The 21,413-nt window shown below is 70.7% G+C and carries 18 protein-coding genes; 10 read left to right on the plus strand and 8 right to left on the minus strand.

Annotated features, from left to right (window positions below):
* Positions 1–129 precede the first annotated feature (129 nt).
* The 3 genes from Csp2054_RS04650 (at position 130) to Csp2054_RS04660 (ending at position 2,742) form a co-directional block, all read left to right on the plus strand.
* A complete protein-coding gene (locus Csp2054_RS04650) occupies positions 130–1,527 on the plus strand; it encodes a carboxylesterase family protein (RefSeq protein WP_096898141.1) in 1,398 nt (465 codons plus the stop codon).
* Positions 1,528–1,634: 107 nt separating this feature from the next.
* On the plus strand, positions 1,635–2,222 hold the full coding sequence (locus tag Csp2054_RS04655; protein WP_096898142.1) for a TetR/AcrR family transcriptional regulator: 588 nt from the start codon (positions 1,635–1,637) through the stop codon (positions 2,220–2,222).
* Positions 2,223–2,301: 79 nt separating this feature from the next.
* Complete coding sequence (locus Csp2054_RS04660; protein WP_096898143.1) at positions 2,302–2,742, plus strand: NUDIX hydrolase; 441 nt, start codon at positions 2,302–2,304, stop codon at positions 2,740–2,742.
* A 26-nt stretch (positions 2,743–2,768) separates the two neighbouring features.
* Here the strand turns inward: Csp2054_RS04660 and Csp2054_RS04665 are convergent, their stop codons facing one another.
* Positions 2,769–3,137 (minus strand): VOC family protein, encoded by a 369-nt coding sequence (locus Csp2054_RS04665; protein ID WP_096898144.1) that lies wholly within the window; start codon positions 3,135–3,137, stop codon positions 2,769–2,771.
* A 37-nt stretch (positions 3,138–3,174) separates the two neighbouring features.
* On the opposite strand from Csp2054_RS04665, the gene Csp2054_RS04670 reads away from it, so the two are divergent.
* Together Csp2054_RS04670 and Csp2054_RS04675 are read left to right on the plus strand one after the other, a co-directional pair.
* Positions 3,175–3,870, plus strand: coding sequence for a nucleoside/nucleotide kinase family protein (locus tag Csp2054_RS04670; protein WP_255252609.1), 696 nt, complete (start codon positions 3,175–3,177; stop codon positions 3,868–3,870).
* 85 nt (positions 3,871–3,955) lie between these two features.
* Positions 3,956–4,789 carry an NmrA family NAD(P)-binding protein gene (locus Csp2054_RS04675; protein ID WP_096898146.1) on the plus strand — a complete coding sequence of 278 codons (834 nt, stop codon included), beginning with the start codon at positions 3,956–3,958 and terminating at the stop codon, positions 4,787–4,789.
* An 87-nt stretch (positions 4,790–4,876) separates the two neighbouring features.
* Here Csp2054_RS04675 and Csp2054_RS04680 read toward each other — a convergent pair whose 3' ends face one another.
* Positions 4,877–6,946 (minus strand): ArnT family glycosyltransferase, encoded by a 2,070-nt coding sequence (locus Csp2054_RS04680; RefSeq protein ID WP_096898147.1) that lies wholly within the window; start codon positions 6,944–6,946, stop codon positions 4,877–4,879.
* Between the two features lie 275 nt (positions 6,947–7,221).
* Here Csp2054_RS04680 and Csp2054_RS04685 point away from each other — a divergent pair, with 275 nt between their 5' ends.
* Both Csp2054_RS04685 and Csp2054_RS17645 read left to right on the plus strand, forming a co-directional pair.
* On the plus strand, positions 7,222–11,673 hold the full coding sequence (locus tag Csp2054_RS04685) for an RHS repeat-associated core domain-containing protein (protein ID WP_141399128.1): 4,452 nt from the start codon (positions 7,222–7,224) through the stop codon (positions 11,671–11,673).
* A gap of 430 nt (positions 11,674–12,103) precedes the next feature.
* The gene (locus Csp2054_RS17645; RefSeq protein WP_141399129.1) at positions 12,104–12,328 is read left to right on the plus strand and encodes a hypothetical protein; all 225 of its coding nucleotides are present in this window, start codon (positions 12,104–12,106) and stop codon (positions 12,326–12,328) included.
* Positions 12,329–12,434: 106 nt separating this feature from the next.
* Here the strand turns inward: Csp2054_RS17645 and Csp2054_RS04690 are convergent, their stop codons facing one another.
* On the minus strand, positions 12,435–13,043 hold the full coding sequence (locus Csp2054_RS04690; RefSeq protein ID WP_141399130.1) for a DUF4913 domain-containing protein: 609 nt from the start codon (positions 13,041–13,043) through the stop codon (positions 12,435–12,437).
* A gap of 226 nt (positions 13,044–13,269) precedes the next feature.
* Between Csp2054_RS04690 and Csp2054_RS04695 the strand changes: the two genes are divergently transcribed.
* Together Csp2054_RS04695 and Csp2054_RS04700 are read left to right on the plus strand one after the other, a co-directional pair.
* Positions 13,270–13,755, plus strand: coding sequence for a hypothetical protein (locus Csp2054_RS04695; protein WP_141399131.1), 486 nt, complete (start codon positions 13,270–13,272; stop codon positions 13,753–13,755).
* Positions 13,752–14,447, plus strand: a complete 696-nt coding sequence (locus Csp2054_RS04700; protein WP_141399132.1) for an RHS repeat-associated core domain-containing protein — start codon at positions 13,752–13,754, stop codon at positions 14,445–14,447. The genes Csp2054_RS04695 and Csp2054_RS04700 overlap by 4 nt, the downstream gene beginning before the upstream one ends.
* A 609-nt stretch (positions 14,448–15,056) precedes the next feature.
* On the opposite strand, the gene Csp2054_RS18355 is transcribed toward Csp2054_RS04700, so the two are convergent.
* The 5 genes from Csp2054_RS18355 to Csp2054_RS04725 form a co-directional block, all read right to left on the minus strand.
* Positions 15,057–15,278: a hypothetical protein gene (locus tag Csp2054_RS18355; protein ID WP_141399133.1), complete on the minus strand. Its 222-nt coding sequence runs from the start codon at positions 15,276–15,278 to the stop codon at positions 15,057–15,059.
* A 564-nt stretch (positions 15,279–15,842) separates the two neighbouring features.
* Positions 15,843–17,096: a CynX/NimT family MFS transporter gene (locus tag Csp2054_RS04710; protein WP_096898153.1), complete on the minus strand. Its 1,254-nt coding sequence runs from the start codon at positions 17,094–17,096 to the stop codon at positions 15,843–15,845.
* Positions 17,093–17,749, minus strand: a complete 657-nt coding sequence (locus Csp2054_RS04715) for an HAD hydrolase-like protein (RefSeq protein ID WP_096898154.1) — start codon at positions 17,747–17,749, stop codon at positions 17,093–17,095. Before Csp2054_RS04715 ends, Csp2054_RS04710 begins: the two co-directional genes overlap by 4 nt.
* Positions 17,750–17,949: 200 nt before the next feature.
* On the minus strand, positions 17,950–18,645 hold the full coding sequence (gene nucS / locus Csp2054_RS04720; protein WP_096898155.1) for an endonuclease NucS: 696 nt from the start codon (positions 18,643–18,645) through the stop codon (positions 17,950–17,952).
* A 10-nt stretch (positions 18,646–18,655) separates the two neighbouring features.
* Positions 18,656–20,029: an MFS transporter gene (locus Csp2054_RS04725; protein WP_096898156.1), complete on the minus strand. Its 1,374-nt coding sequence runs from the start codon at positions 20,027–20,029 to the stop codon at positions 18,656–18,658.
* Between the two features lie 211 nt (positions 20,030–20,240).
* Between Csp2054_RS04725 and Csp2054_RS04730 the strand changes: the two genes are divergently transcribed.
* A complete protein-coding gene (locus Csp2054_RS04730; RefSeq protein ID WP_096898157.1) occupies positions 20,241–21,362 on the plus strand; it encodes a substrate-binding domain-containing protein in 1,122 nt (373 codons plus the stop codon).
* The last annotated feature ends 51 nt before the right edge of the window (positions 21,363–21,413 follow it).

Genomic DNA, 21,413 nt, shown 5'->3' on the forward strand with positions numbered 1-21,413 from the left:
GAGCCCGCTCGGCGAAGGGAAGGCGAAGGGAAGGCGAAGGGGATGCGAGAGCCAGGGGAACCCAGGACACATGCCGCTCGAGGCACGTACGGCTCTGCAAGCGTGGTCCGCCCGCGGTAGCGTGACGGGATGACCGACCTCCGCACCTTCACCACCCCGGTCGGCACCGTCCTTGCGCGCCACGAGGACGATGTGGTGCGAGCACTCGGCATCCCGTACGCCCAGGCGGACCGGTTCGCTGCGCCCCGGCCCGTTCCCGCTTTCACGGAGCCATTCGAGGCACTGAGCCCGGCGCCGGTGGCCCCCCAGCCGGAGTCGGGGTACGTCGGATCGCTCCTCCACCCGATGCCCGACGTCGTGTCGGACGAGCACTGCCAGCGGCTCTCGATCACGATGCCAGCCGATGTCTCCGCGGACGAGCGGCTGCCCGTGATGGTGTGGATCCACGGCGGCTCCTACGTCATCGGTGGGGGAGACCTCCCGATCTACGACCCGCGCGAGCTCGTCCTCGAACAGCGTGTGGTGGTCGTGGCGGTGACGTTCCGCCTGGGGGTGCTCGGCTTCCTCGGTGGCCGCACCAGCAGCTCCAGCAGCGCCCGCGACCGCCGCACGCGCCGCGACCGCCGCACGCGCCGCCCGCGCAGCGACCGCCCGCGCACCGACCTCCCCGCCAACCTCGGCCTCCTCGACCTCGTCGAGGCGCTGCGCTGGGTCCGCACGAACATCTCGGCCTTCGGCGGCGACCCCGACCGCGTCACCGTGTTCGGCCAGTCCGCCGGCGGCGACGCCACCGCCCACCTCATGATCAGCGACGGCACCCGGGGACTCTTCCAGCGCGCGATCATCCAGAGCGCACCGCTCGGCATCTCCCGCCGCCGCGCGAGGATGACGCGCGCACTGCTCCGTGCCGTCGGGACGATCGACTCGGACACCCCGGTCGACGAGGTCATCGCCCGCCAGGTCGCGGCCGAGCGTGCGACGGCCCGGTTCGGCCTCCGCGGCGGGATGCCCTTCGGCACCCAGTACGGCCACGCTCCGCTCCCGCCCGAGCGACGCGCGTCGGAAGCCTGGCGTTCCGTCGCCCCGGAGTTCGACGTCCTCATCGGCTCGGCAGCGGACGAGGCCGCGATGTTCCTCCCGGCCGTCCCCGCACTGCGCGCCACCGTGCGGTCACGTCCGCTCCGCGCCCTGGTCCGTTGGCTGCTCGTCCGACCGCTCTCCGAGATCATCTACGGGCGCGACGTCCGTCGCTTCCGGGACCGCCACCGGGCCGCGGGCGGGCACGCGGTGTCGTACCGGCTCCGACACGGTGCGACGACCCGACCGACGGGTGCGGTCCACATGAGCGACCTGCCGTTGCTCCTCGGCGGACGCGACGCCTGGGCGGGATCGCCGTTCGTGGCGGCGCGGGACTGGCCGGCCGTGGCGGAGCGGGGGCGCCGACTCCGAGCCGTCTGGGCCGAGTTCGCTCGGACCGGCAGGGTCGACGCCCCGGACGACGCGGGCATCACGTTCGACCGAGGCTGACCCCGCCCGGCTGCTACCGCCCACCAAGCAAGGCGACGCGGTCGTCGACACGCGGCCCCTGAACTGGGCGCTGCGGCCACCGACCCGCGCGCCCCAGAATCGTGCGCATGTCCGAGAGCGATCCCGAACTCCGCGCGCGCGTCGTGTCCGGCGCGATCGAGGCCTACCGGACCGGGGATTTCCACGGGGTCGGGGTCGCAGAGGTCGCCCGCGCGGCAGGCATGTCCGAGGCCGATGTCCGTGCGGCCTACCCGCTGTGGGACCTGCTCGTGGTGGCGGTGATGGACCGGTGGAACAACGGCAGTCGACGCGCGCTCTGGGTCGTCGCCGAGCGGGACGGCGTGGTCGCCTACCTCCGGGCCCGACTGCAGGCCGGGCTCGACGAGCCGGCACTCGTGCGACTCCGGATGGCCCTGCTCAGCGCTTCGTCCACCCCGGGACACCCGGCGGGAGGATGGTTCCGCGGGCAGTACACGCGGTCGTTCGAGGACATCACGCTCGCGCTCACCCGGGACGTCGTCGCCGGTCGCGAGTCGCGCGGAGCCTCGCCGCGGCACGCCGCGGAGCAGCTCGTCGCGCTGTACGAGGGCCTGCAGCTCCAGTCGATGCTCCGCGACGACGCCGAGGTGCTCGGCGCCTACGACCGGGCAGTCGCCCGCCTGCGCGTCGGCTGGGGAGCGGTCGCGCCGGTCTGAGCGCGCTGCGCACGCTCCTCCAGCCGGGAGGCGCGGCGCGGCTGTGCGAGTCCGGCTCGCCTTCTGGCATGGTCGGGTGATGGAGTACACCGACTACGACACCCGGCTCGCTGCGTACGGCGTGATCACCGAGGGCGAGCGGGTCCTCCTGGCGCGGCTGCGCTTCCCCGACGCCGGCACGTGGACGCTGCCCGGCGGGGGCGTCGAGTTCGACGAGACCGTCGAACAGGCCGTGGTCCGCGAGGTCCGGGAGGAGACCGGGCTCGAGGCAGCGGTCGGACCGCTGCTCGGCGTGCGCCACCACATCGTCCCCGCCGAACGTCGGATCCACGCCAACGGCCGGGCGATGAAGGCGGTGCAGGTCGTGTTCCGGGCGTCCGTGACCGGCGGAGCGCTCCGGCACGAGGAGGACGGCACCACCGACGAGGCGCGGTGGATCCCCATCGCCGAGCTCCCGCACCACCGCCACGGCCTGCTCGTGCCGATCGCGCTCGGGTGGGCCGGAGCCCTCACCCGCTGACCCGGGTCCGCCGCGTGCTGGGCCGATCACCCCTCGATGACGCTGAGCACGTTCCCCGACGGATCCGTGAACCACGCGATGAGCGGCCCGCCCTGCCGGTTCACCCCGCGCTCGTCCGTGACACCGTCGTAGTGCAGGAACGAGACCCCGGCCGCCCGCAACTCGTCCACGGCGGCGTCGACGTCCGGCACGGGGAAGTTCAGCACGGTGAACGACGCCGGCTCGTGCGCCGGGCCCTTCGGGTAGACGAGCACCCGGTGTCCGTCGCCGAGGTGCAGCCAGAGCATGCCGTGCTCCTCGTCGACGGGAACGCCGAGCACGCCCTCGTAGAACGACCGGGCCTCGGCCACGTCCCGCACCGAGAACCCGCTGAACGCCGTCGTCGCATCCACCATGCGGCCAGTGAACCACCGCGCCTGCCAGGATGAACCCGTGCCGCAGCCGTCCGTGTCCGTCGACGAGGCCGTCGCCCGCGCCGTCGAGCTCGCCCGCACCGCCGACCGCGCCCAGACCGCCGACCCCGCCCGGACCTCCGACCCCGACCGCACCGCCACCCGCGCCGTGCTCGGCATCACCGGAGCCCCAGGGGCCGGCAAGTCCACCCTCGCCCGACGCATCGTCTCCGAGGTCGACGCCGCCCTCGGCCCGGGCACCGCGGTGCAGGTCCCGATGGACGGCTTCCACCTGGCGAACGCCGCGCTCGACGAACTCGGACGACACGACCGCAAGGGCGCGATCGACACCTTCGACGCCGGCGGCTACGTGGCGCTCGTGCGTCGACTCGCCGCCAACACCGAGCCGGTGGTCTGGGCGCCCGACTTCGACCGGCGGATCGACGAGCCCGTCGCCGGCAGCATCGCGGTGCCCCGGTCGGCCCGACTCGTCGTGACCGAGGGCAACTACCTGCTCGACGCCGACGAACCCTGGGCCGACCTGGTCGACCTGTTCACCGAGACCTGGGCGTGCGTCGTCGACGACGCGGTCCGCGTCGACCGCCTGGTGGGCCGCCACATGCGGCACGGCCGCGACCACGACGCGGCCCGCGCCTGGGCGCTGGAGGTCGACGGCGTGAACGCCGCGCGCGTCGCTGCCAGGGTGGGTCGGGCCTCCAGGACGGTGCGGACGTGACCCGACGCGCGACCGGCGCCGACCGCCCGGCGCGACCAGGAGACGCGACCGGACCCGCCCAGCAGCCCCGACGAGAGGACCGACCATGACCATCGCCGTCACCGGAGCCACCGGCAACATCGGGGGAGCCGTCGCCCGCGCGCTCGCCGCAGCGGACGTGCCGTTCCGCATGGTCGTCCGCGACCCATCACGGGCACCGCAGCTGCCCGGCACCGAGGTCGCAAGCGCGACCTACGGCGACGCCGACGCGAGCCGCGCGGCACTGGAGGGCGTCGACACACTCCTCATGGTCTCGGGCGCCGAGGCCCGGGACCGACTCGCACAGCACCGCTCCTTCGTCGCCGCCGCCGCGACCGCCGGGGTCCGGCACGTCGTCTACACCTCGTTCGTCGGTGCTACTGCGGACGCCACCTTCACCCTCGGCCGCGACCACTGGGCGACCGAGGAGGCGATCCGGGCGACCTCGATGGCGCACACGTTCCTCCGTGACTCGTTCTACCTGGACTTCGTCGAGGACCTCGTCGGCGAGGACGGCGTGATCCGCGGCCCCGCCGGCGACGGTGCGATGGCCGCGGTCGCCCGGGCCGACGTCGCCCGCGTGGCGACCGCCGTGCTGCAGGCACCCGCCGCCCACCTCGACCGCACCTACGAGCTGACCGGGCCCGCGGCGATCACCCTCGCGCAGGCCGCGGCGACCGTCAGCGAGGTCCGCGGGCGCACGGTCACCTACCACCCGGAGACCCTGGAGGAGGCGTACGCCTCCCGGGCGCGCTGGAACCCGGAGCCGTGGCAGGCCGACGCCTGGGTGAGCACGTACACGGCGATCGCGGAGGGTGCCCTCGCGCACGTCTCCGGCGATGTCGAGCGGGTCACGGGCCGCCGACCGATGTCGTTGCGCGAGGTCCTCGAGCAGGGCTGAACCGGCCCGGCCTCCGCACGGTCAACCCTGGTCTCGCGCGTCTGTCGGGCGAGTGCGCGCCTCCGCCTGGCGCGTGCTCGCGCCCGCTCACCGGGCGTGCGCGTCCGCTCGCCGCGTGCGCAGCGGGTGCGGCACCAGCCCGTGCAGACGGTCGAGCGACGGCCCCGGCAGCCCGCAGCGCCACACCGTCCACCCGATCCGGGTCACCATCCACGGTTGCGCGGGCGGCACCGCGTCCGGGAAGGTGTCGGACACCGCCCGGCACCCGCCCGCGAGGGCCGCTCGCAGCACCGGGTCGGTGCGCGGCGCGCCGGCCTCGACGACGAGCACACGGAGTCCGTGCGCGATCCGCTGCCGGATCTGGGTGGGCGTGAAGACGGGCACCGTCCCGCTGAAGCCGCCGTCGGTCAGGACGGGCAGCCCGGTCGCGTCGATGACCGGTGCCGAGATGCGCCACGTGTCGGTCAGGAACAGGGGCAGGTCGGACCGGTACCGGTCGAGGCGACGGGTCGTGGCGACGAGCGCGCGGTCCTGCGGGTCGAACGGCGTCGGCGTGCCGCCCTGCCAGTCGGCCGGCGACACGCGGAAGGTCCCGTCGGTACCGCGTTGCCACCCGCCCACGGAGGCCTCGGTGCCGCTGCCGTCGCGGGTCGCGTCGAGCGCCTGCAGCGAGTACGCCGCGGGTCCGACGACGAGCGCCAGCCCGGCGGTCAGGGCGATGGTCGCTCGCGCGACGGCCGGCCGGGAGGCGCGGTGCGGCTCCGCCCCGCGTCGCAGGTCCGCGCGGGGTCGCCACACCAGCGCGACGAGCGTCGCGAGGAGGGCGCCGGTCGCGACGTCGAGGGCCGGCCGGGCCAGTCCGGACGGCATCGACGTGCCGCGGGCGAGGACACCCCACCAGACCGCCTGGCCCGCGGCGAGCAGCACCGGGAGCGCTCGGAGCCACGGCGAGTGTGCGCGGAGGAGCCCGACGGCACCGCGCCACCCGAAGGCTGCGAGGACGGCGAGCTGCACGCCGATCGCCGCGACGTAGGCGGTGTGCGGGATCTTCGCGACCGACAGCACCCCGGCAGCGGTGGCGAGCCACACCACCAGGACGACGAGCACCGCGGTCCCGGCACGCGTGTCGAGCGCGGCGCCGAACGGCCACGTCCGGCGTCGGAGCAGCACGACGACCGACCCGACGACGATCGCGGAGAGGGCTGCGGGCAGGAGCCAGGCGACCTGTGACGCCAGGTGCGCGTCGAGCAGCTTCGTGACCCCGCCCGGCCCGCCGAACCGCTCGTGCCCGTGGCCCGGCTCCGTGCCCGCCACCACCGCTCCCGGCACCAGACCCGGCAGGAACCGGTCGACGCCGTTGTACCCGAACACCATCGCGAACGCACCGTCGTCGACCGACCCGTCGACCCACGGGCGGGAGCCGGCGGGCGTCAGCGTGATGCCGACCACCCACGCGAGCGACGCCGCGACAGCGACGGCGCCGAGCACCGCCGCACGGGCCAGTCGCCGCGCACGGCCGAGGACACCGCCGTCCGGAGCGGCCGACGCGAGCAGCGTGCCGACCACCAGCGCGGGCAGCACGAACCAGGCCTGCAGCATCTTCGCCTGGAACCCGACGCCCACCATCAGCCCCGCGGCGACGAGCGGCCACCACCGACCGGTGATCGCGGCACGCTGCCAGCACACCAGGGCCACGGCGAGGGCGGCCGTGACCATGCCGTCCTCCATCGGGTGCCCGAACATCGACACGAACACCGGGGTCGTCGCAGCGGCGAGGGCGGCGACCAGCCCGGTGCCGACGCCGGCCCAGCGGAGTCCGACGGTCGCGCACGCCCACACCGTGACCAGGCCCGCGACGACCTCGGGCAGCACGAGCGCCTCCGTCGACATGCCGAACGCCGCGACGCTCGCGGCCTGGGGCACCGCGAACCCGCTGAGCTTGTCGAGGGTCACCGTGGCGGACGGGTCGAACGAGCCGGAGAGCAGGGCCGGCCACGACTCGGACATCGAGCGCGCGCTTGCGGCGTAGAAGCTCGACGCGCCGCCCCGCGCCGCGTTCCATCCGGTGAGCACCGTCATGCCGGCGAGGACGGCGAGGAGCGCCAGCCGTGCGCCGAGGTGCTGGTCCCGCCACCGTGCGGGTCGTCGGGTGTCCACCCGAGGACCATGGCGGACGGGGATGACCGGGTGCCGCGTTCCCGCTGCCGAGCGGCTGCGGACGGGACCGTCGTGCTGTGTCGACGTGCGGGCGGGGGTGTGCGGCGTCCAGGGCGGTCGCAGGTTCGCGCGCGGATATCGGTCGAGTGTGCCTCACTTCTACCCCCTCTAGTGGGGGCGCAGTCGTTGAGATGGTTCCGTAGCGTGACTTTCTGGTTGCACGGTGCCGTCACGGGGGCGGTCGCGTTCGTCGCAGCCGTTGAGGGGTTCTGCGCGTGTTCGCATCGACGGTGTCGTCTGGTCGTTCTCGTTGGGTGGTGCTGGCGCTGGTGACGGTGTTGGCGCTGCTGGGGTCGTTCTTGTCGGTGGTGGCGCAGCCGCTGCCAGCGCAGGCGGCGGTGACGGGCACGGGCGGTCAGTACGTGCCGATGCCGTCGAACGCGCGCGTGCTCAACGGTGGTGCGACGACCGCGAACACGTACCGCACGGTGCAGGTCGCCGGGGTCGGAGGCCTGCCGTCGTCGGGGATCGGCGCGGTGACGCTGATGATCACGGTCGCGGACCCGAGCGGGACGGGGCAGTTGTTCGCCCGTCCGTCGTCGTCGGATTCGCAGACGCTGATGCTGACCTACGACGCCGGTGTCGGAGGGAACACGTCGAACACGGGTCTGCTCGCGGTCGGTGATGACGGGACGATCCAGATCAAGACGCAGACGTCGGAGTCGCGGGTGATCATCGACGTCACGGGTTACTACACGTCGACGCAGAACGGTGTGGGGGCGGGTGGCCTGGTGCCGATGGCGCCGACCCGGTTCGTCGACACGCGCAACGGCACGGGTGTTCCGCAGGGCCGTCTCGACGGCGGTGACTCGGTGTCGTTCCAGGTGACCGGCAAGAACGGGATCCCAGCGGGTGCTGCGGCGGTGGCGTTGAACATCATCGTGATCAACCAGCAGGAGGCTGCCGGGTGGATCCGGCCGTCGCCGTCGGGCGGGACCAAGAGCACCGGGGTGTTGAACTACAACTCGACGAAGGGGCTCTCGACGTCGATGAGTGCGCAGGTCGCGTTGGGTTCGGACGGGAAGATCACCCTCGACACCGCGAGCGGTGCCGGTCTGATCGACGTGCTCGTGGACGTGCAGGGGTACTTCCTGCCGTCGAACCCGGGTGGAGGGTTCACGCCGCAGGCCGGCCGGCTGGTCGACACGCGCAGCACGGGCAGCATCGCGTCGGGTGCGACGTTCGCGGTGCAGGTCGGAGGTGTTCGTGACGGGGTGCCCACGGTGGCGGAGGGACTGTCCGCGGTGGCGTTGACGTTCACCGCGGTGAACAGCAGCTCGTCGGACACGTACGCGCAGGTGTACGCGGACGGCGCGGCGGTGCCGTCTGGGTCGGCGATCGACAGTGATGCGACGTCGACGCGGTCGAACATGGTCGTCACGCCGGTGGGTGCGAACGGTGCGATCCGGGTCCGCAACAGTGGGCCGGCCGCGATGAACTACGTGATCGACCTGCAGGGTACGTACAACTCGCTCCCGGGTGGTCCGGCGGAGACGGACGTGACCGGGCAGCGCAGCTCGGCGACGACGTTGCCGTTCCCGATCACCGATCAGACGAACGCGTCGGTGGATGTCGGTACCGGCAACCTGCTGGTGACCACGAGCGCGTTGAGCCTGCCGGGGGTGACGCAGAACACCACGATCGGTGCTGCGTACAACTCGCGGGCGATGAACGTGGCGAACAGCAACACGATGGACGCGAACCGGTGGCAGTACGCGCTCGGCGGTGCTGGCGACCTGTCTGCGAACGCGCAGGGCGTGGTGTACACGGACGCAGTCGGCACGGCGTGGCAGTTCACGGCGACTGGTGCGGCCGGATCGTTCACGACTCCGGCGGGCCTGCAGCAGACCCTCACCCGGGTCGACAGCGGCTCGACGCACGAGTACACGTTGAAGGGGTGGACGTCGAACGCGACGACGCACTTCAACCTCGCCGGGCAGCCGACCTCCGTGGTCGACCGCAACGGCAACCAGGTCCGCTTCAACACCTCGGACGGGTACCGGCTGAGCAGCCTGGTCTCGACTGCGGGCACGGCGGGGGCGAAGACGGCGAACTCGTCGTACGCCAACGGCACGCAGACGTTCACGCAGACCTCGGGCTCGAGCAGCCGGAAGGTGTCGTGGACGAAGAACAGCAACGGCGACATCACCACTTACACGGACGCGACGGGTGCGAAGACGACGTTCGCGTACACGAACGGGGACCTGTCCTCGATCACCGCACCGACGGGTGGGGTGACCTCGTTCACGTACGACGCGACCAAGCGGGTCACGAAGGTGTCGCAGGCGAACACCACGGCCGGTTCGCCGGGCACGGCGGTGACGCGGTTCTCGTACACGGATGGTGACCACACCCAGGTCGCGGACCCGCGCTCGGACCAGTCCCAGGCGGTCGCGTCCGCGGCGCACACCACGTACACGCTGAACAGCGACGACCTGGTCACCAACGTCGTCGACGCGGCCGGCCGTGAGCGGTCCAAGACGTACAACGCGGCGAACAACGGCGTCGCGACCTCGACCACCGGTGCTGCTGGTGACAGTGGGTCGGGTACGACGACGAACACGTACGGCAAGAACAGCAGCCAGTCACTGACGAAGTCCACCTCCGCGACTGGGTCGAGCTCCACGGCGGATTACGGGTCGGGTTCGGCGACGGCGTACCTGCCGTCGAAGGTCACGGACAGTTCCGGTAACAGCACCACGATCGGGTACGACGGTGTCGGGAACCAGACGTCATCGCAGTCGGGTTCGGATTCGAGTGTGCAGGCGAAGGTGTCGTACAACTCTGATGGCACGGTCAAGAGCGCGACGGCGCCGGGGAACGGGTCGAACTCGACCACGTACGCCTACGACGCCAACAAGCAGCTGTCGACGATCACCCCGCCGACCGGCACCAGCCTCGGTGTGAAGACGTACACGTACGACGCGTTCGGCCGGGTCAGGACCGAGACCGACGGCCGCGGCAACACGACCACGTACGGATACGACGCGGACGACCGGAACACGACCACCGCGTTCAGTGACGGCACGGCGACGGTCACCAACGTCTACGACGGCGATGGCAACCAAACCAGCCAGAGCTCCGCGACCGGCACCATCACCAACACGTACGACCAGCGCAACCGGCTGGTGGCCACTGTGAACACTGCCGGCGGCGGGACCGTGTCCTACGGGTACGACCTGGCGGGCAACATCGCCCAGGTGACCGACTCGACCGGCACCGTCACCCACACGTACGACCCATCGGAGGTGCTCACCGCCACGACGTACCCGACCGCTTCGGGTACGGCGAAGCAGATCTACCTCACCGACCCGCAGGGCCGTCGCACCGACACGTGGCTCGGTGCCGACACGTCCGCGATGCCGGGTGTGGAACCGTCGACGTGGAGTGCGCACCAGAAGCTGACGTACGACAAGTCGGGCAAGGTCACCCGGGTGCAGGCGTGGGCGGCTGACGAGGACCCGCAGCTGGTGGTGGACACCAGCTACTGCTACACCGCGTCCACGACCGCACCCGACTGCACAGCTTCGGCGGCGAACGACCGCACGAAGCTGCAGTGGGCGAAGGACAACATCACCGGGCAGGTGAGCACCTACGCGTACCAGAACAGTGACGGCACGCCGAGCAAGCACCTCACTGGCATCACCCAGACCGGCGGCACCAACCCGACGAACTGGACGTACACGTACGACGGCGCCGGGAACCGCACCGAAGCCAAGTCCACCAACGCCGCCACCGGCGCCGTGCTCAGCGACCAGCAGCTCACCTACAACGCCGCGTCGCAGATCACCTCCGACGGGTACACGTACGACGGGACCGGCAACCTCACCAAGGCGCCGGGCGAGACCTACACGTACAACGGGGCGCAGCAGCTGACCTCGTCCACGAAGGACGGGACGACGACCAGCTACACGTACGCCGGGGCGGACATGAACAAGCTGCTGACAGAGTCCACGAACGGCGGTGCAGAGTACGAATACACGTATGGCACCACCGACCAGAACGGGGTTCCCGTGATCGCCACTCGTGCAGTCGCCGGCACCGGCGCCGCGTCGGTGCTGTCCGACCCGGTCACCGGGCAGCCGCTGGACCTGCGCACCGCGGACGGGGTGACCAGCATGTACGTCCTGAGCGGCATCGGAAACCCCGCCGCCGCGATCGCGGACACTGGCAAGATCGCCTACCAGGTCTCCTACGACGCCTACGGTGCCGAGACGGTCACCGCCGGCAGTACCAGCGCGCAGTGGCTGCAGAACCCGTACGGGTACAAGACCGGCCTCCGCTCGAGCAACAGCGACGCCGGGTTGACGAAGTTCGGGTACCGGTGGCAGTCCGCAAGCACGGGACAGTGGCTCGAGCGCGACACCCTCGACGCGCCCCTCGACCCGCGTAACGGCAATCGTTACGGTTTCGTCGCGGGAGACCCTGTCAATCAGTTCGATCCAACGGGCCAGTATGACCTCTGGGCGGCAACCGTGACTGGTGCGGCCACCGCGGTTGGTTCGGGTGTTGGTGGATGTATCGCCGGAGGAATCGTGGGTGGCTTGACTACTGCGGGTCCTGGAGCGCTTCCAGGTTGTGGTCTCGGGTTCGCGTCGGGGCTTATTTCGGGCTTCGTAGGCGGCTTCATTACAAACTCAATTTTGCAGCTCACGGGTCAGGCTTAAAGTTGGATAACTTCAAACTGCGGCGGATCGCTCGCATATTAGGTGCAGTTATTTTTCCTCTCTGGATGGCGGTTTTTCTTGTCATTGCAATCGGCCGCCCCGAATCCCTGGCTGTTGTAATATTTGGCGTGTCCAACCTGTTTGTTGGATTGCTGGTTGGGTGGCTCTGGACGTGGGCACCTGGCCGAGATCGGGAGACGCGTCCGTAGTCCACGACTGTCTTGGAAGGTTGCAGATGCCGTCGGGAACCCGGCCGCGGCGATCGCGGACACCGGCGTGAGGGCGTCACCGTGGCGTACGACCCGTACGGGCAGGAGAGCGTCACCTCTGGCAGTACCAGCGCGCAGTGGCGGAGCAGGGTTCATCTCCGCGGCGGGATGCTTCGCGGTCGGAGAGTTCATTACCTGCAGTGCGAATAGGGTGATTGAAGATGAGTGACCGTCAGCAGGCGAGCGTCGGCACGAGGAGATTCCTGGCTTGTATCGCGGGACCCATATTCATCGTGTTGGGTGTCGTGACATTAATCACGGAGCGAGGCTTCTGGCAGCCAATTGGCAGGGGTGGAATGCCTGCTGGCCTGCTCGTGCTGCTCTTTTTCGGGCTTGGTGTCGCCTGTCTGGTGTGGGGGCTGATCTCGCTCCGCGCGCGTCGTTGAAACGTCCGCCGGTCTGGCAGCGGGCCCGCGGCGACGACGCCCGCGAGCGGTAGCCACCGACGACGAACGCCCCACCGGGATCAGGGGGCGTTCGTCGTTCAGCGGGTCAGCGCTGCCAGTCGGCGGGCAGCGCGTAGTACGGCACTCGTTGCTCGCTTCGGCCCTCGGTGTCGTGCAGGTGGCCGAGGTTCCGGTCGCAGTTGCGGAACGGGCCAGCCTTGCCATCGAACAGGATCGCCGCGTGGCGGTCCCAGTGCGTCAACCACCAGTCCGACAGAGCGTCGGCATGCTCCGCGGCGTCGATCTTCGCTTGCTGCCGCGCCTCAAACGACGCCCCAAGCCGCTCCACAGCCTCCGGGTGCTTCCACCACTCCGGACACCACACGGCCGTGCTCTTGTCCGAGTGCGTGTACTCGACCACCGCCAGGTGCTCCTCGACGCATTCGAGGAACAGCGGCGTCAGGTCGAACTCCTCCTCTTCCTCGACGTCGGCGTCGTTGAAAGCGTCGCGCTCCTCGTCGGTCAGGCTCGACAGGCCTTTGAGGAACTGGTCATCCATCGCGCCGCCACCGAACACGCGTGTCACAGCGGAACCCCAGATTGCGCCCCACCCGTTCTGCCCGAACGCCTCGACGGCCTGGTCCCGCGACTGGAAGTGTTGAGCGGCATTCCGAGCGAGCCGTAGAACGAGTACACGGACGGCAGTGCCGTCCACCGGACGATGTTCGCGCACTCGTCCAGCTCGATCACCAGCGGCACCGGGAGTCGGATTGGGACGTGCTGCACTTGGACAGCTCGGCTCCGATCGGGCGCGTTCACCTCCTGAGCGCAGGGACGCCGGGAGCCACCACTTACCGTTTCAAACGTGCAGGAGCCTGGTGCGCGGGCGGGAAGCAGATGGACCTGTGGAACGCGGTCCAATCACTCCTTGACTGAGTCCTTTGGGCAAACTGAACCCGACGGCAGCTGCGACCCCCGGCGTGCAGCCGGCGTCACGGCAGGCTCACCAGCACGTCGACTACGAGGCGTCGGGGAAGATCACGCACGTGCGCGCTTGGTCGGGGAACGACGACGCCACCGCTGTGGTCGACACGACGTACTGCTACATCTTCGGTGCCGCGACCAGTGGTGACTGCGCGGCCGATGCGAGCAACGACACCGACAGGCTGCAGTGGTCGCGCAACGACCTGCCGGGCAACGGCCAGGTGACCGCGTACACGTACGACGCGAACAGTCGGCTCACGAAGGCTGCGCAGTCCGGCGGGCCGTCGAACGTGACGTGGGCGTACACGTACGACGCGGCCGGGAATCGGTTGACCGCGGACGAGACCGGTGACGCGACCAGCTCGCAGACGTTGACCTACAACGCGGCGTCGCCGAGTACGACTACACGTATGGCGCGACTGACCAGAACGGGGTTCCCGTGATCGCGGGCCGGACCGTTGCAGGGACGGGAACGGCATGGGTGGTCAGTGATCCTGCGACCGGTCAGGCGGTGGATCTGCAGACCACGGATGGTGTGACCAGCATGCACGTCGCTGACGCGGTCGGGAACCCGGCTGCGGCGATCGCGGACACCGGCGCGACGGCGTTCACCGTGACGTACGACCCGTACGGGCAGGAGAGCGTCACCTCTGGCAGTACCAGCGCGCAGTGGTTGCAGAACCCGTACGGCTTCAAGAACGGTCTGCGCTCCAGCAGCTCCAGCAACGGGCTGACGAAGTTCGGGTACCGGTGGCAGTCCAGCCAGACCGGCGGCTGGATCGAACGCGACACCCTCGACGCACCCCTCAGCCCGAGCAACGCCAACCGGTACGCTTTCGCCGGGGACTACCCGATCAACAGTGCGGACCCGACGGGCGAACTCTCTTCGTTCGGTACCTATACCACACAATGCGCAACCGGAGCGCTCACTAGTGTTGGAATTGGGCTCGGAGTTGGCACCTCCTACACTCCTCAAGGGCTTCTCGTTGAAGCGGGCTTAGGATGTGCCTTCAATATTGGATCACAATTGCTGACGGACTTGGTTCCGGCCGATCAGAAGTCCTCCGTTGCCGGCGGGACCGGCTACCTCGGATTCCTCTTGGCAGTTGCGCAAATCGGGAAGTCGGTGCGTTAAATTGATTGGGAATGCCGTCGGGATCTTGATAGGCGTCCTGCTCGTCGTTGTCAGCGGAAGTCTACTCGTGGTCCGATGGTCGCAGGCAGCGGCGGAACGTGGACGTGGCGCGCCTCGAAAGCCATTAACGCGGGGGGCATGGGCAGTTGTAGCCTGCGTGGTCGTCTTTTTTGTCGCTACGGTCGTATTGAACATACTCGGGATCTGGTAGGACTGCTCGCTTGCAGCCACTCGTTTCCGGAGTTCAGCCGCTCGGCGTAGCCGCTCACAAACGACTCGCGCACCCGGCGGCCGAGGTCGTTCGTCAGTTCTTGGTTCAGGATATGGTCTGGCCTACCTCAGCTTCCTGCTCACGGTCGGGAAGATAGGAAGCAAGTTCCTGTGAGCACCCCGGTTCAGATTGTTCTGACTGTGATTGCGGTGGCAGTCTGCGTTTTCGGCTCTCAATATCTCGGTGGGCGCTGGGGGGAGCGAGCGCGGCGGGCGAGAGATGGAAAGGGCAAGGTTCGCTCCACTAAGAGCGCAGTGCTTATTCTGGTAATCACGGCACTTCTTCTTATTGGCCTTACAGTTCTGCGCCTCGTCTACTAGGTCGGCTCGGCATGGTGATCAACCGTTTGCGTCGGAAAGGCAAGTAAAAGTATCGACGACCACGGCCGCCGCATCGACACCTGGCTCGGCGCCCCCGCCAACGCGACGCCGGACACGGCGCCCACGACGGGCGGCGCACCAGAAGATCACCAACGGGGCCGGCAACAAGGTCACCCGCGTGCAGACGTCGTCGGACAGCGCGAACCCGACGCAGGTCGTCGACTTGACCTGCTGCTCCATCACGAGAGTCGCGACCGGTGCTGACTGCTCAGTGACGAAGAGCGCGGACGGTACGGACAAGATTCAGCGAGCCAAGAGCAACCTCGCAGCACCATGACCTTCACCATCGCAGCCGCTTCTCCGACCCCGAGCGGCGGTGAGCTCGCATTCACGGGCGCGGCCCTCACAGCGCAGGCAGCCGCACTCGCAGCCCTACTCCTCCTCGCAGGCGCCGGGCTGCTGGCACTGCGCCGACACCGCCGAACGCGATGACCGCTCGAGCACATGACGGCAGTCGGTCCTCGGACGTGCCGACGTCGACGAAGTGGCCCGGCGGCGGTGGAACACACGGCAGAGGCTGACCTGGTTTGGTCGTGCCCGAAGCCTCCCACGGTCTTCTCCAGACACCCACGTGGTGGGCGGGGGACCGCTGCAGGTCGAGTCGACTCGTTGGTTCGTCCTCGAGCGCCTGGACGGAGCGTTCCGGACGGAACTGGTTGCCCATGTCCGGATGGGTCACTGGTGGAGCGTGGCGTCACCGGCAGATCGTCGTCACGCCCACCACGCCTCGAGGGGCGCGACGACTCAGGCCACCCGCCGCGCCGCCACCGACCCGACGACACCGAGGGTCAAGACGGCCACGAGCACGACGAGCAGCGGCGCCGTCCAGTCCCCGGTGGCTCCGTGCAGGCTGCCGGCGACGAGCGGCCCCGCGGACCCGATCAGGTAGCCGCCGCCCTGCACGAACGCGGACATGCGGCGTGCATCGGCGTCGCTCGACACGATCCGCACGATCACGATGAAGATGACGGTGATGCCACCGCCCTGGGCTGCTCCGCCGAGGATCGACCAGAGCAACCACAGCTGCGGGGCGAACAGCAGGCCGAGCGGCATCGCGAGCCAGAAGAACCCGACGAGCGCGATGATCGCCCGGGGCCGCCACTTCGCCGCGAGGACCGGGACGCCGAGGGCACCGACGACGGCGAGGATCTGGAACACGGACGAGCTCGCACCGGAGGACTCCTTCGAGAACCCGATCTCGTCGTGCAGCAGCGTCGGGATCCACGCGGTGAGGGCGTAGTACGAGAACGCCTGGCCGCCGAACGCCAGCGTGAGCCCCCACGTGATCAGCCGACGTGCGGGACGGACGGTGCCGGCCGAGGTCGCGGCAGGCACGGTGCGGATCGACCCCGTGCCGAGCACCTGGTCGATGGGCCCCGTCTCGACCACGGGCTCCGCGACCGCCGGACGCCGCCACGCTGCCCGCGCCCCGACGGCGTACGTCCACGCGAGACCGGCGACGACCGCGAGGACGGCCCAGAGCGCGATCGCGACCGGCCAGCCCCACACCGCGGCGATCGGCGCGGTCGCGAGCGAGGTGGTCATCGACCCGACGTTGAGCGCCGACGTGTAGACCCCGGTGACCAGGCCGACGCGTTCGGGCGAGGTGTCCCGCCGGATGACGACGGGCACGACGACGTTGCCGATCGTGATCCCGATGCCGATCACGGCGGTGCCCACGAGCAGCCCGGCGGTGGAGGGCAGCGAGCGGATGACGGTGCCGACGAGCACCACGACGAGCGACAGCGACACCGCGCGTTCCGGGTCGGCCTTCGCGATGACCCAGCTCGCGAGCGGCGTCGCGAGGGCGAAGCACAGCACCGGGATGGTCGTCAGGAGACCGGCGACGGTCGCGGTCAGGCCGAGGTCGGCGCGGATGTCCCCGATGACCGGGGCCGGGGCGACGATCGGCCCGCGGAAGTTCAGCGCGACGAGGACGATGGCGGCGGGCAGCAGCCACGCGGCCCCGCGGAGCCCGGTGCGGACGGCGCCGGTCACGGCAGCAGGATCGGGAGCAGGTCGAGCGGGGTGGCGGCCTGCGCGATGGTGCCCTGGGCTTCGGCGGGGGAGCCGTACCCCCACTCGGCGAAGATCGTCGGCACCCCGTGGGCGGCGGCCCCCTCGACGTCGTGCAGACGGTCGCCGACGAGCACCGGACGGCTGATGTCGAACCCGCGGGCGTCGAGTCGGCGCAGGGCCTCCTCGACCACGTCGGCCTTCGCGCTGCGCACCTCGTCGTCGCTCGCGCCCGTGATGATGTCGATGTCCCCGGTCAGGCCGTAGTGCTCGAGGATGTACGTCGCCGGGGTCTCCGGCTTGCTCGTGGCGGTGGAGATCGGCAGGCCGGCCTCGTGCAGGGTGTGCAGGACGACGTCGATGCCCGGGAACATCTGCGAGTCGAGCGCGCCGTGCGACAGGTAGTGCTCCCGGTACACGGCGAGGGTGTCATCGGCCTGCGCCTCGTCCATGCCCATGGCGTCGCGGAAGGTGTCGAGGATCGGCGGACCGACGAACGACATGAGCGTCGCGTGGTCCGGCACGGGGACGCCCACGGTGCGGAACGTGTGCGTCATGCTCTCGAGGATGCCCGGAGCGGAGTCGCTGATGGTGCCGTCGAGATCGAAGAGGATGGCGGAGAACGGGCGCGTCATGTCCTGCCCAGCCTAGTCGGGCCGTGGTGGCGACCACATGGCGGCCCGGCGGATGCCTGCCGGGGGTGAGCCGGGCCTCCCGACCGGGCGTGACGTCCGGAACCTGGTTCCGGACACGGAACCGCGGAACATCCTGGTGCTGTGTCCAGAACCTGGTTCCGGCCGCACGGTGGACCGGCCGCACGGTGGAACGGCCCTGCTCAGAACAGGCGGGTGTGCCCGCCCTCGATGCCGCGCATCGCGTCGTAGTCGAGGACCAGGACACGGATGCCGCGGTCCTCGGCCAGGGTGCGCGCCTGCGGCGCGACCGTCTGCGCCGCCAGCACGCCCTGCACCGGCCGGAGCAGCGGGTCGCGGTTCATGAGCTCGAGGTACCGCGTCAACTGCTCGACCGCGTCGATGTTCGCGTTGCGCTTCATCTCGACCGCCACGCTCGCGCCCGCGTCGTCGCGCGCGAGGATGTCGACCGGCCCGATGGCCGTCATGTACTCGCGGCGGACGAGGGTGTGGCCTTCACCGAGCAGCTCGATCTGCTCCGCGAGGAGCTGTTGCAGGTGCGCCTCGACGCCGTCCTTCACCAGGCCGGGATCGACGCCGAGGTCGTGGGTCTCGTCGGCGACCACCTCGTACAGGCTCACGATGAGCTTGTCCTGCGTCTTCTTCTGCGTGACCGTCCACACCTGGGTGATGCCGGCGCTCGCCTGCTCGTCGTCGGGTTCGGTGATCGCGATCGAGCAGGGCGGGCTCATCCAGTTGAGCGGCTTGTAGCTGCCGCCGTCGGAGTGCACGAGCAGCGAGCCGTCCGCCTTGAGCATGAGCAGCCGCGTCGCGAGCGGGAGATGGGCCGAGAGTCGCCCCGCGTAGTCCACGGAGCAGCGGGCGATGACGAGACGCACGCCCGGCAGCCTACCGGCGGTCGACGCCGCCGTCGGACGCGGGGCCCGCCATCGTGTCGGTGGGGCGCGGGTGGGTCGCGTCGGGCGCGCGGTCGCCCGTCGGGTCGGCCTGGAGGCGCGGCTCGCCTCCGCCCCGTCGGTCGCGCCGGCGGGCGCGACGGGCTGCGAGCTGGCGGGCCGCATCACCCTGTTCGCGGGCGGCGCCCGACGCGAGGCCGGCGGCGACGATGAACGCGAACACCACGAGCAGGGCGTGCAGGAGTCCGAGGTGTTCCCCGAGGAACCCGATGAGCGGCGGGCCGGCGAGGAACGCGACGTAGCCGATCGTCGCGACCGCGCTCACCCGGAGCGCGGCCGTGCGGGGGTCGTCCGCCGCGGCGGACATGCCCATCGGGAAGCCGAGGCTCGCGCCGAGGCCCCAGAGCACGACCCCGACGATCGCGACCGGGACGCTGTCGACGAAGATGAGCATGCCGAGTCCGACGACCGCGACCGCGGCGCTCGCACGGAGCACCGGGACCCGGCCGAACCGGTCGATGAGCGGACTGCCGGCGACGCGACCCGCCGTCATCGCTGCCAGGAACACGGTCAGGACGGCCGAGCCGGCGGCGTTCCCGAGGCCGTGCCCGTCGATCATCGCGAGGGGGAGCCAGTCGTTCGCCGAGCCCTCGGCCAGCGCCATGCCGAGCACGATCACCCCGATCGCGATCGTCGACGGCTGTGCCCACACCTGCCAGCGGGTGAGGCGGGTCGGCACCGGGCTGGTGTCGGTGGCCTCGTGCTCCTCGAAGCGGTGCTCGTCGCCGAAGCGCTGCACCGCGACCAGCATCGCCGCGCTCGCGAGGACGCCGAGCACCGCGAAGTGCCACGCGACCGGGACCTCGAGCTGCTCGGTGAGGGCGCCGAGGCCCGCGCCCGCGAGGGTGCCGACGCTGAACGCGGCGTGGAAGAGCGGCATGATCGTGCGGCCGCCGGCCTTCTCCGCGGCGGCGCCGGACACGTTCATCGACACGTCGCACAGGCCGTTGCCGAAGCCGAACGCGATCAGGGCGACCCAGATGGCGGCGAAGCCCCACCCGAGCGTCACGGCGAGGCCGGCGAACAGCATGCCGACCGTCAGGCAGAGCGCCGCGACCTGCACGCCCCGACGGGCGCCGAGCTTCGCGACGATGTGCCCGGCGAAGGTCAGGCCGCCGATGGAGCCCACCGCCATGCCGAGCACGAGCATGCCCATCTCGAAGGTGCTCGCGTCGAGGGCGTCGCGGACGCTCGGGATCCGCCCGAGCCAGGTGGCGATGTCGAGGCCGGAGAGGGTGAACACGACGAAGACGGCGACGATCCACGCGCGGGTGGTCGGGGCGGTGCGGGCGGTGGTCGTGGTCATGGTGTGCTTCCGGGGGGTGCGGGTCGTGCTGGTGCTCGGTGGGTGGTGCTGGTGCTCGGCGGGTGGTGCTGGTGCTCGGTGCCGGTGCCGGTGCCGGTGCCGGTGTTGGTGCTTGGTGGGCGGTGCTCGTGCTCGCGTTCCGGCCCTCGTGTTGCGTGTCGGGTCGGGGTCGAATCGATTCGAGCGCCGTTCGTGGATACGCTAGCGGGCGATGGACGAAGCGGCAACGGGCAACGGCGAGTCGGGCCGGCCCCGTGCCGCGCGCCCGGGCCGACCGACCCTGGCCGCGGTCGCACGTGCCGCCGGCGTCGCGGCCTCCACCGCGTCGCTCGCGTTCAGCGGCGCCGGGCCGGTGTCCGAGGACGCCCGCGCACGGGTCCTGGCCGCGGCCGCCGAGCTCGGCTACGGCGGGCCGGACCCTCGTGCCCGGTCGCTCCGGCGCGGTCGCTCGGGGGTCATCGGGGTCGTGATGGACGAACGGCTCAGCGACGCCTTCCGCGACCCGGTCAACGTCCTGACGCTCGACGGGATCGCCGAGGTCGCGGGGGAGGCCGGCACGTCGCTGCTCCTCGTGCGCAGCCCGCTCGACGACGCAGCGAACCCGGGGCCGCTCGTGGACGCCCCGATGGACGCCGTCGTGCTCATCGGGTGCTCGGTCCGGATCGACCCGGCGGTCGCCGTGCTGCGGCGGCGGAACATCCCCGTCGTCGCGATCGAGGCCGACGACATCGAGGGCGCGGTCCCCGTCCAGCTCGACAACCGCGAGGCCTCACGCCGGGCCGCCGCGTTCCTCCGCGACCTCGGGCACGCCGATGTCGCCGTGGTCACGCTCCCGCTCGACGGCAACCACCAGCGTGGGTGGATCTCCCCCGAGCGCGAGGCCGAGGGCATCGCCCACACGTCGCTCGAGCGGCTGCGCGGTGTCCGCGGCGTCTACCCGGAGGCGCAGGCCTACGAGGCGTCCGGCAGCTCGGTGGAGGAGGGTCGCATCGCCGCCGCTCCGCTCTTCGCTCCGGACGGCCCCCGACCGACCGCGGTGGTGGTCCAGAGCGACGTCCTCGCGGTGGGGGTGGTCGCGGCCGCGCTCGACGCCGGGCTCCGCGTGCCGGAGGACGTCAGCGTGGTGGGCTTCGACGGCATCACCGTGGACGACAGCCTGTTCCACCGCACCCACATCCGGCAGCTGACCACGCTCGTGCAGCCGTTCGTGCAGAAGGGGCAGGCGGCGGCCCGCGCGGCCATCGCCATGCTCGAGGGGGAGCCGGCGCAGCCCGCCGCGTTCCGGTCCGAGCTGCGCATCGGCGACACGACGGCCCCGCCCCGCGCGCGCTGAGGCGCGGCGCCGGCGCGCCTGGGCTGGGGGCGCTTCTGGGCTGGGGTGTGT

Origin of the sequence: Curtobacterium sp. 'Ferrero' (genome assembly GCF_002412165.1) — a bacterium.
Taxonomy (GTDB): Bacteria; Actinomycetota; Actinomycetes; order Actinomycetales; family Microbacteriaceae; genus Curtobacterium.

Coding starts and splice junctions, on each gene's coding strand:
- Csp2054_RS04650 (WP_096898141.1), top strand. CDS start 130: ATGACCGACCTCCGCACCTTCACCACCCCGGTCGGCACCGTCCTTGCG.
- Csp2054_RS04655 (WP_096898142.1), top strand. CDS start 1,635: ATGTCCGAGAGCGATCCCGAACTCCGCGCGCGCGTCGTGTCCGGCGCG.
- Csp2054_RS04660 (WP_096898143.1), top strand. CDS start 2,302: ATGGAGTACACCGACTACGACACCCGGCTCGCTGCGTACGGCGTGATC.
- Csp2054_RS04665 (WP_096898144.1), bottom strand. CDS start 3,137: ATGGTGGATGCGACGACGGCGTTCAGCGGGTTCTCGGTGCGGGACGTG.
- Csp2054_RS04675 (WP_096898146.1), top strand. CDS start 3,956: ATGACCATCGCCGTCACCGGAGCCACCGGCAACATCGGGGGAGCCGTC.
- Csp2054_RS17645 (WP_141399129.1), top strand. CDS start 12,104: ATGAGTGACCGTCAGCAGGCGAGCGTCGGCACGAGGAGATTCCTGGCT.
- Csp2054_RS18355 (WP_141399133.1), bottom strand. CDS start 15,278: ATGGAGCAGCAGGTCAAGTCGACGACCTGCGTCGGGTTCGCGCTGTCC.
- Csp2054_RS04715 (WP_096898154.1), bottom strand. CDS start 17,749: ATGACGCGCCCGTTCTCCGCCATCCTCTTCGATCTCGACGGCACCATC.
- Csp2054_RS04725 (WP_096898156.1), bottom strand. CDS start 20,029: ATGACCACGACCACCGCCCGCACCGCCCCGACCACCCGCGCGTGGATC.
- Csp2054_RS04730 (WP_096898157.1), top strand. CDS start 20,241: ATGGACGAAGCGGCAACGGGCAACGGCGAGTCGGGCCGGCCCCGTGCC.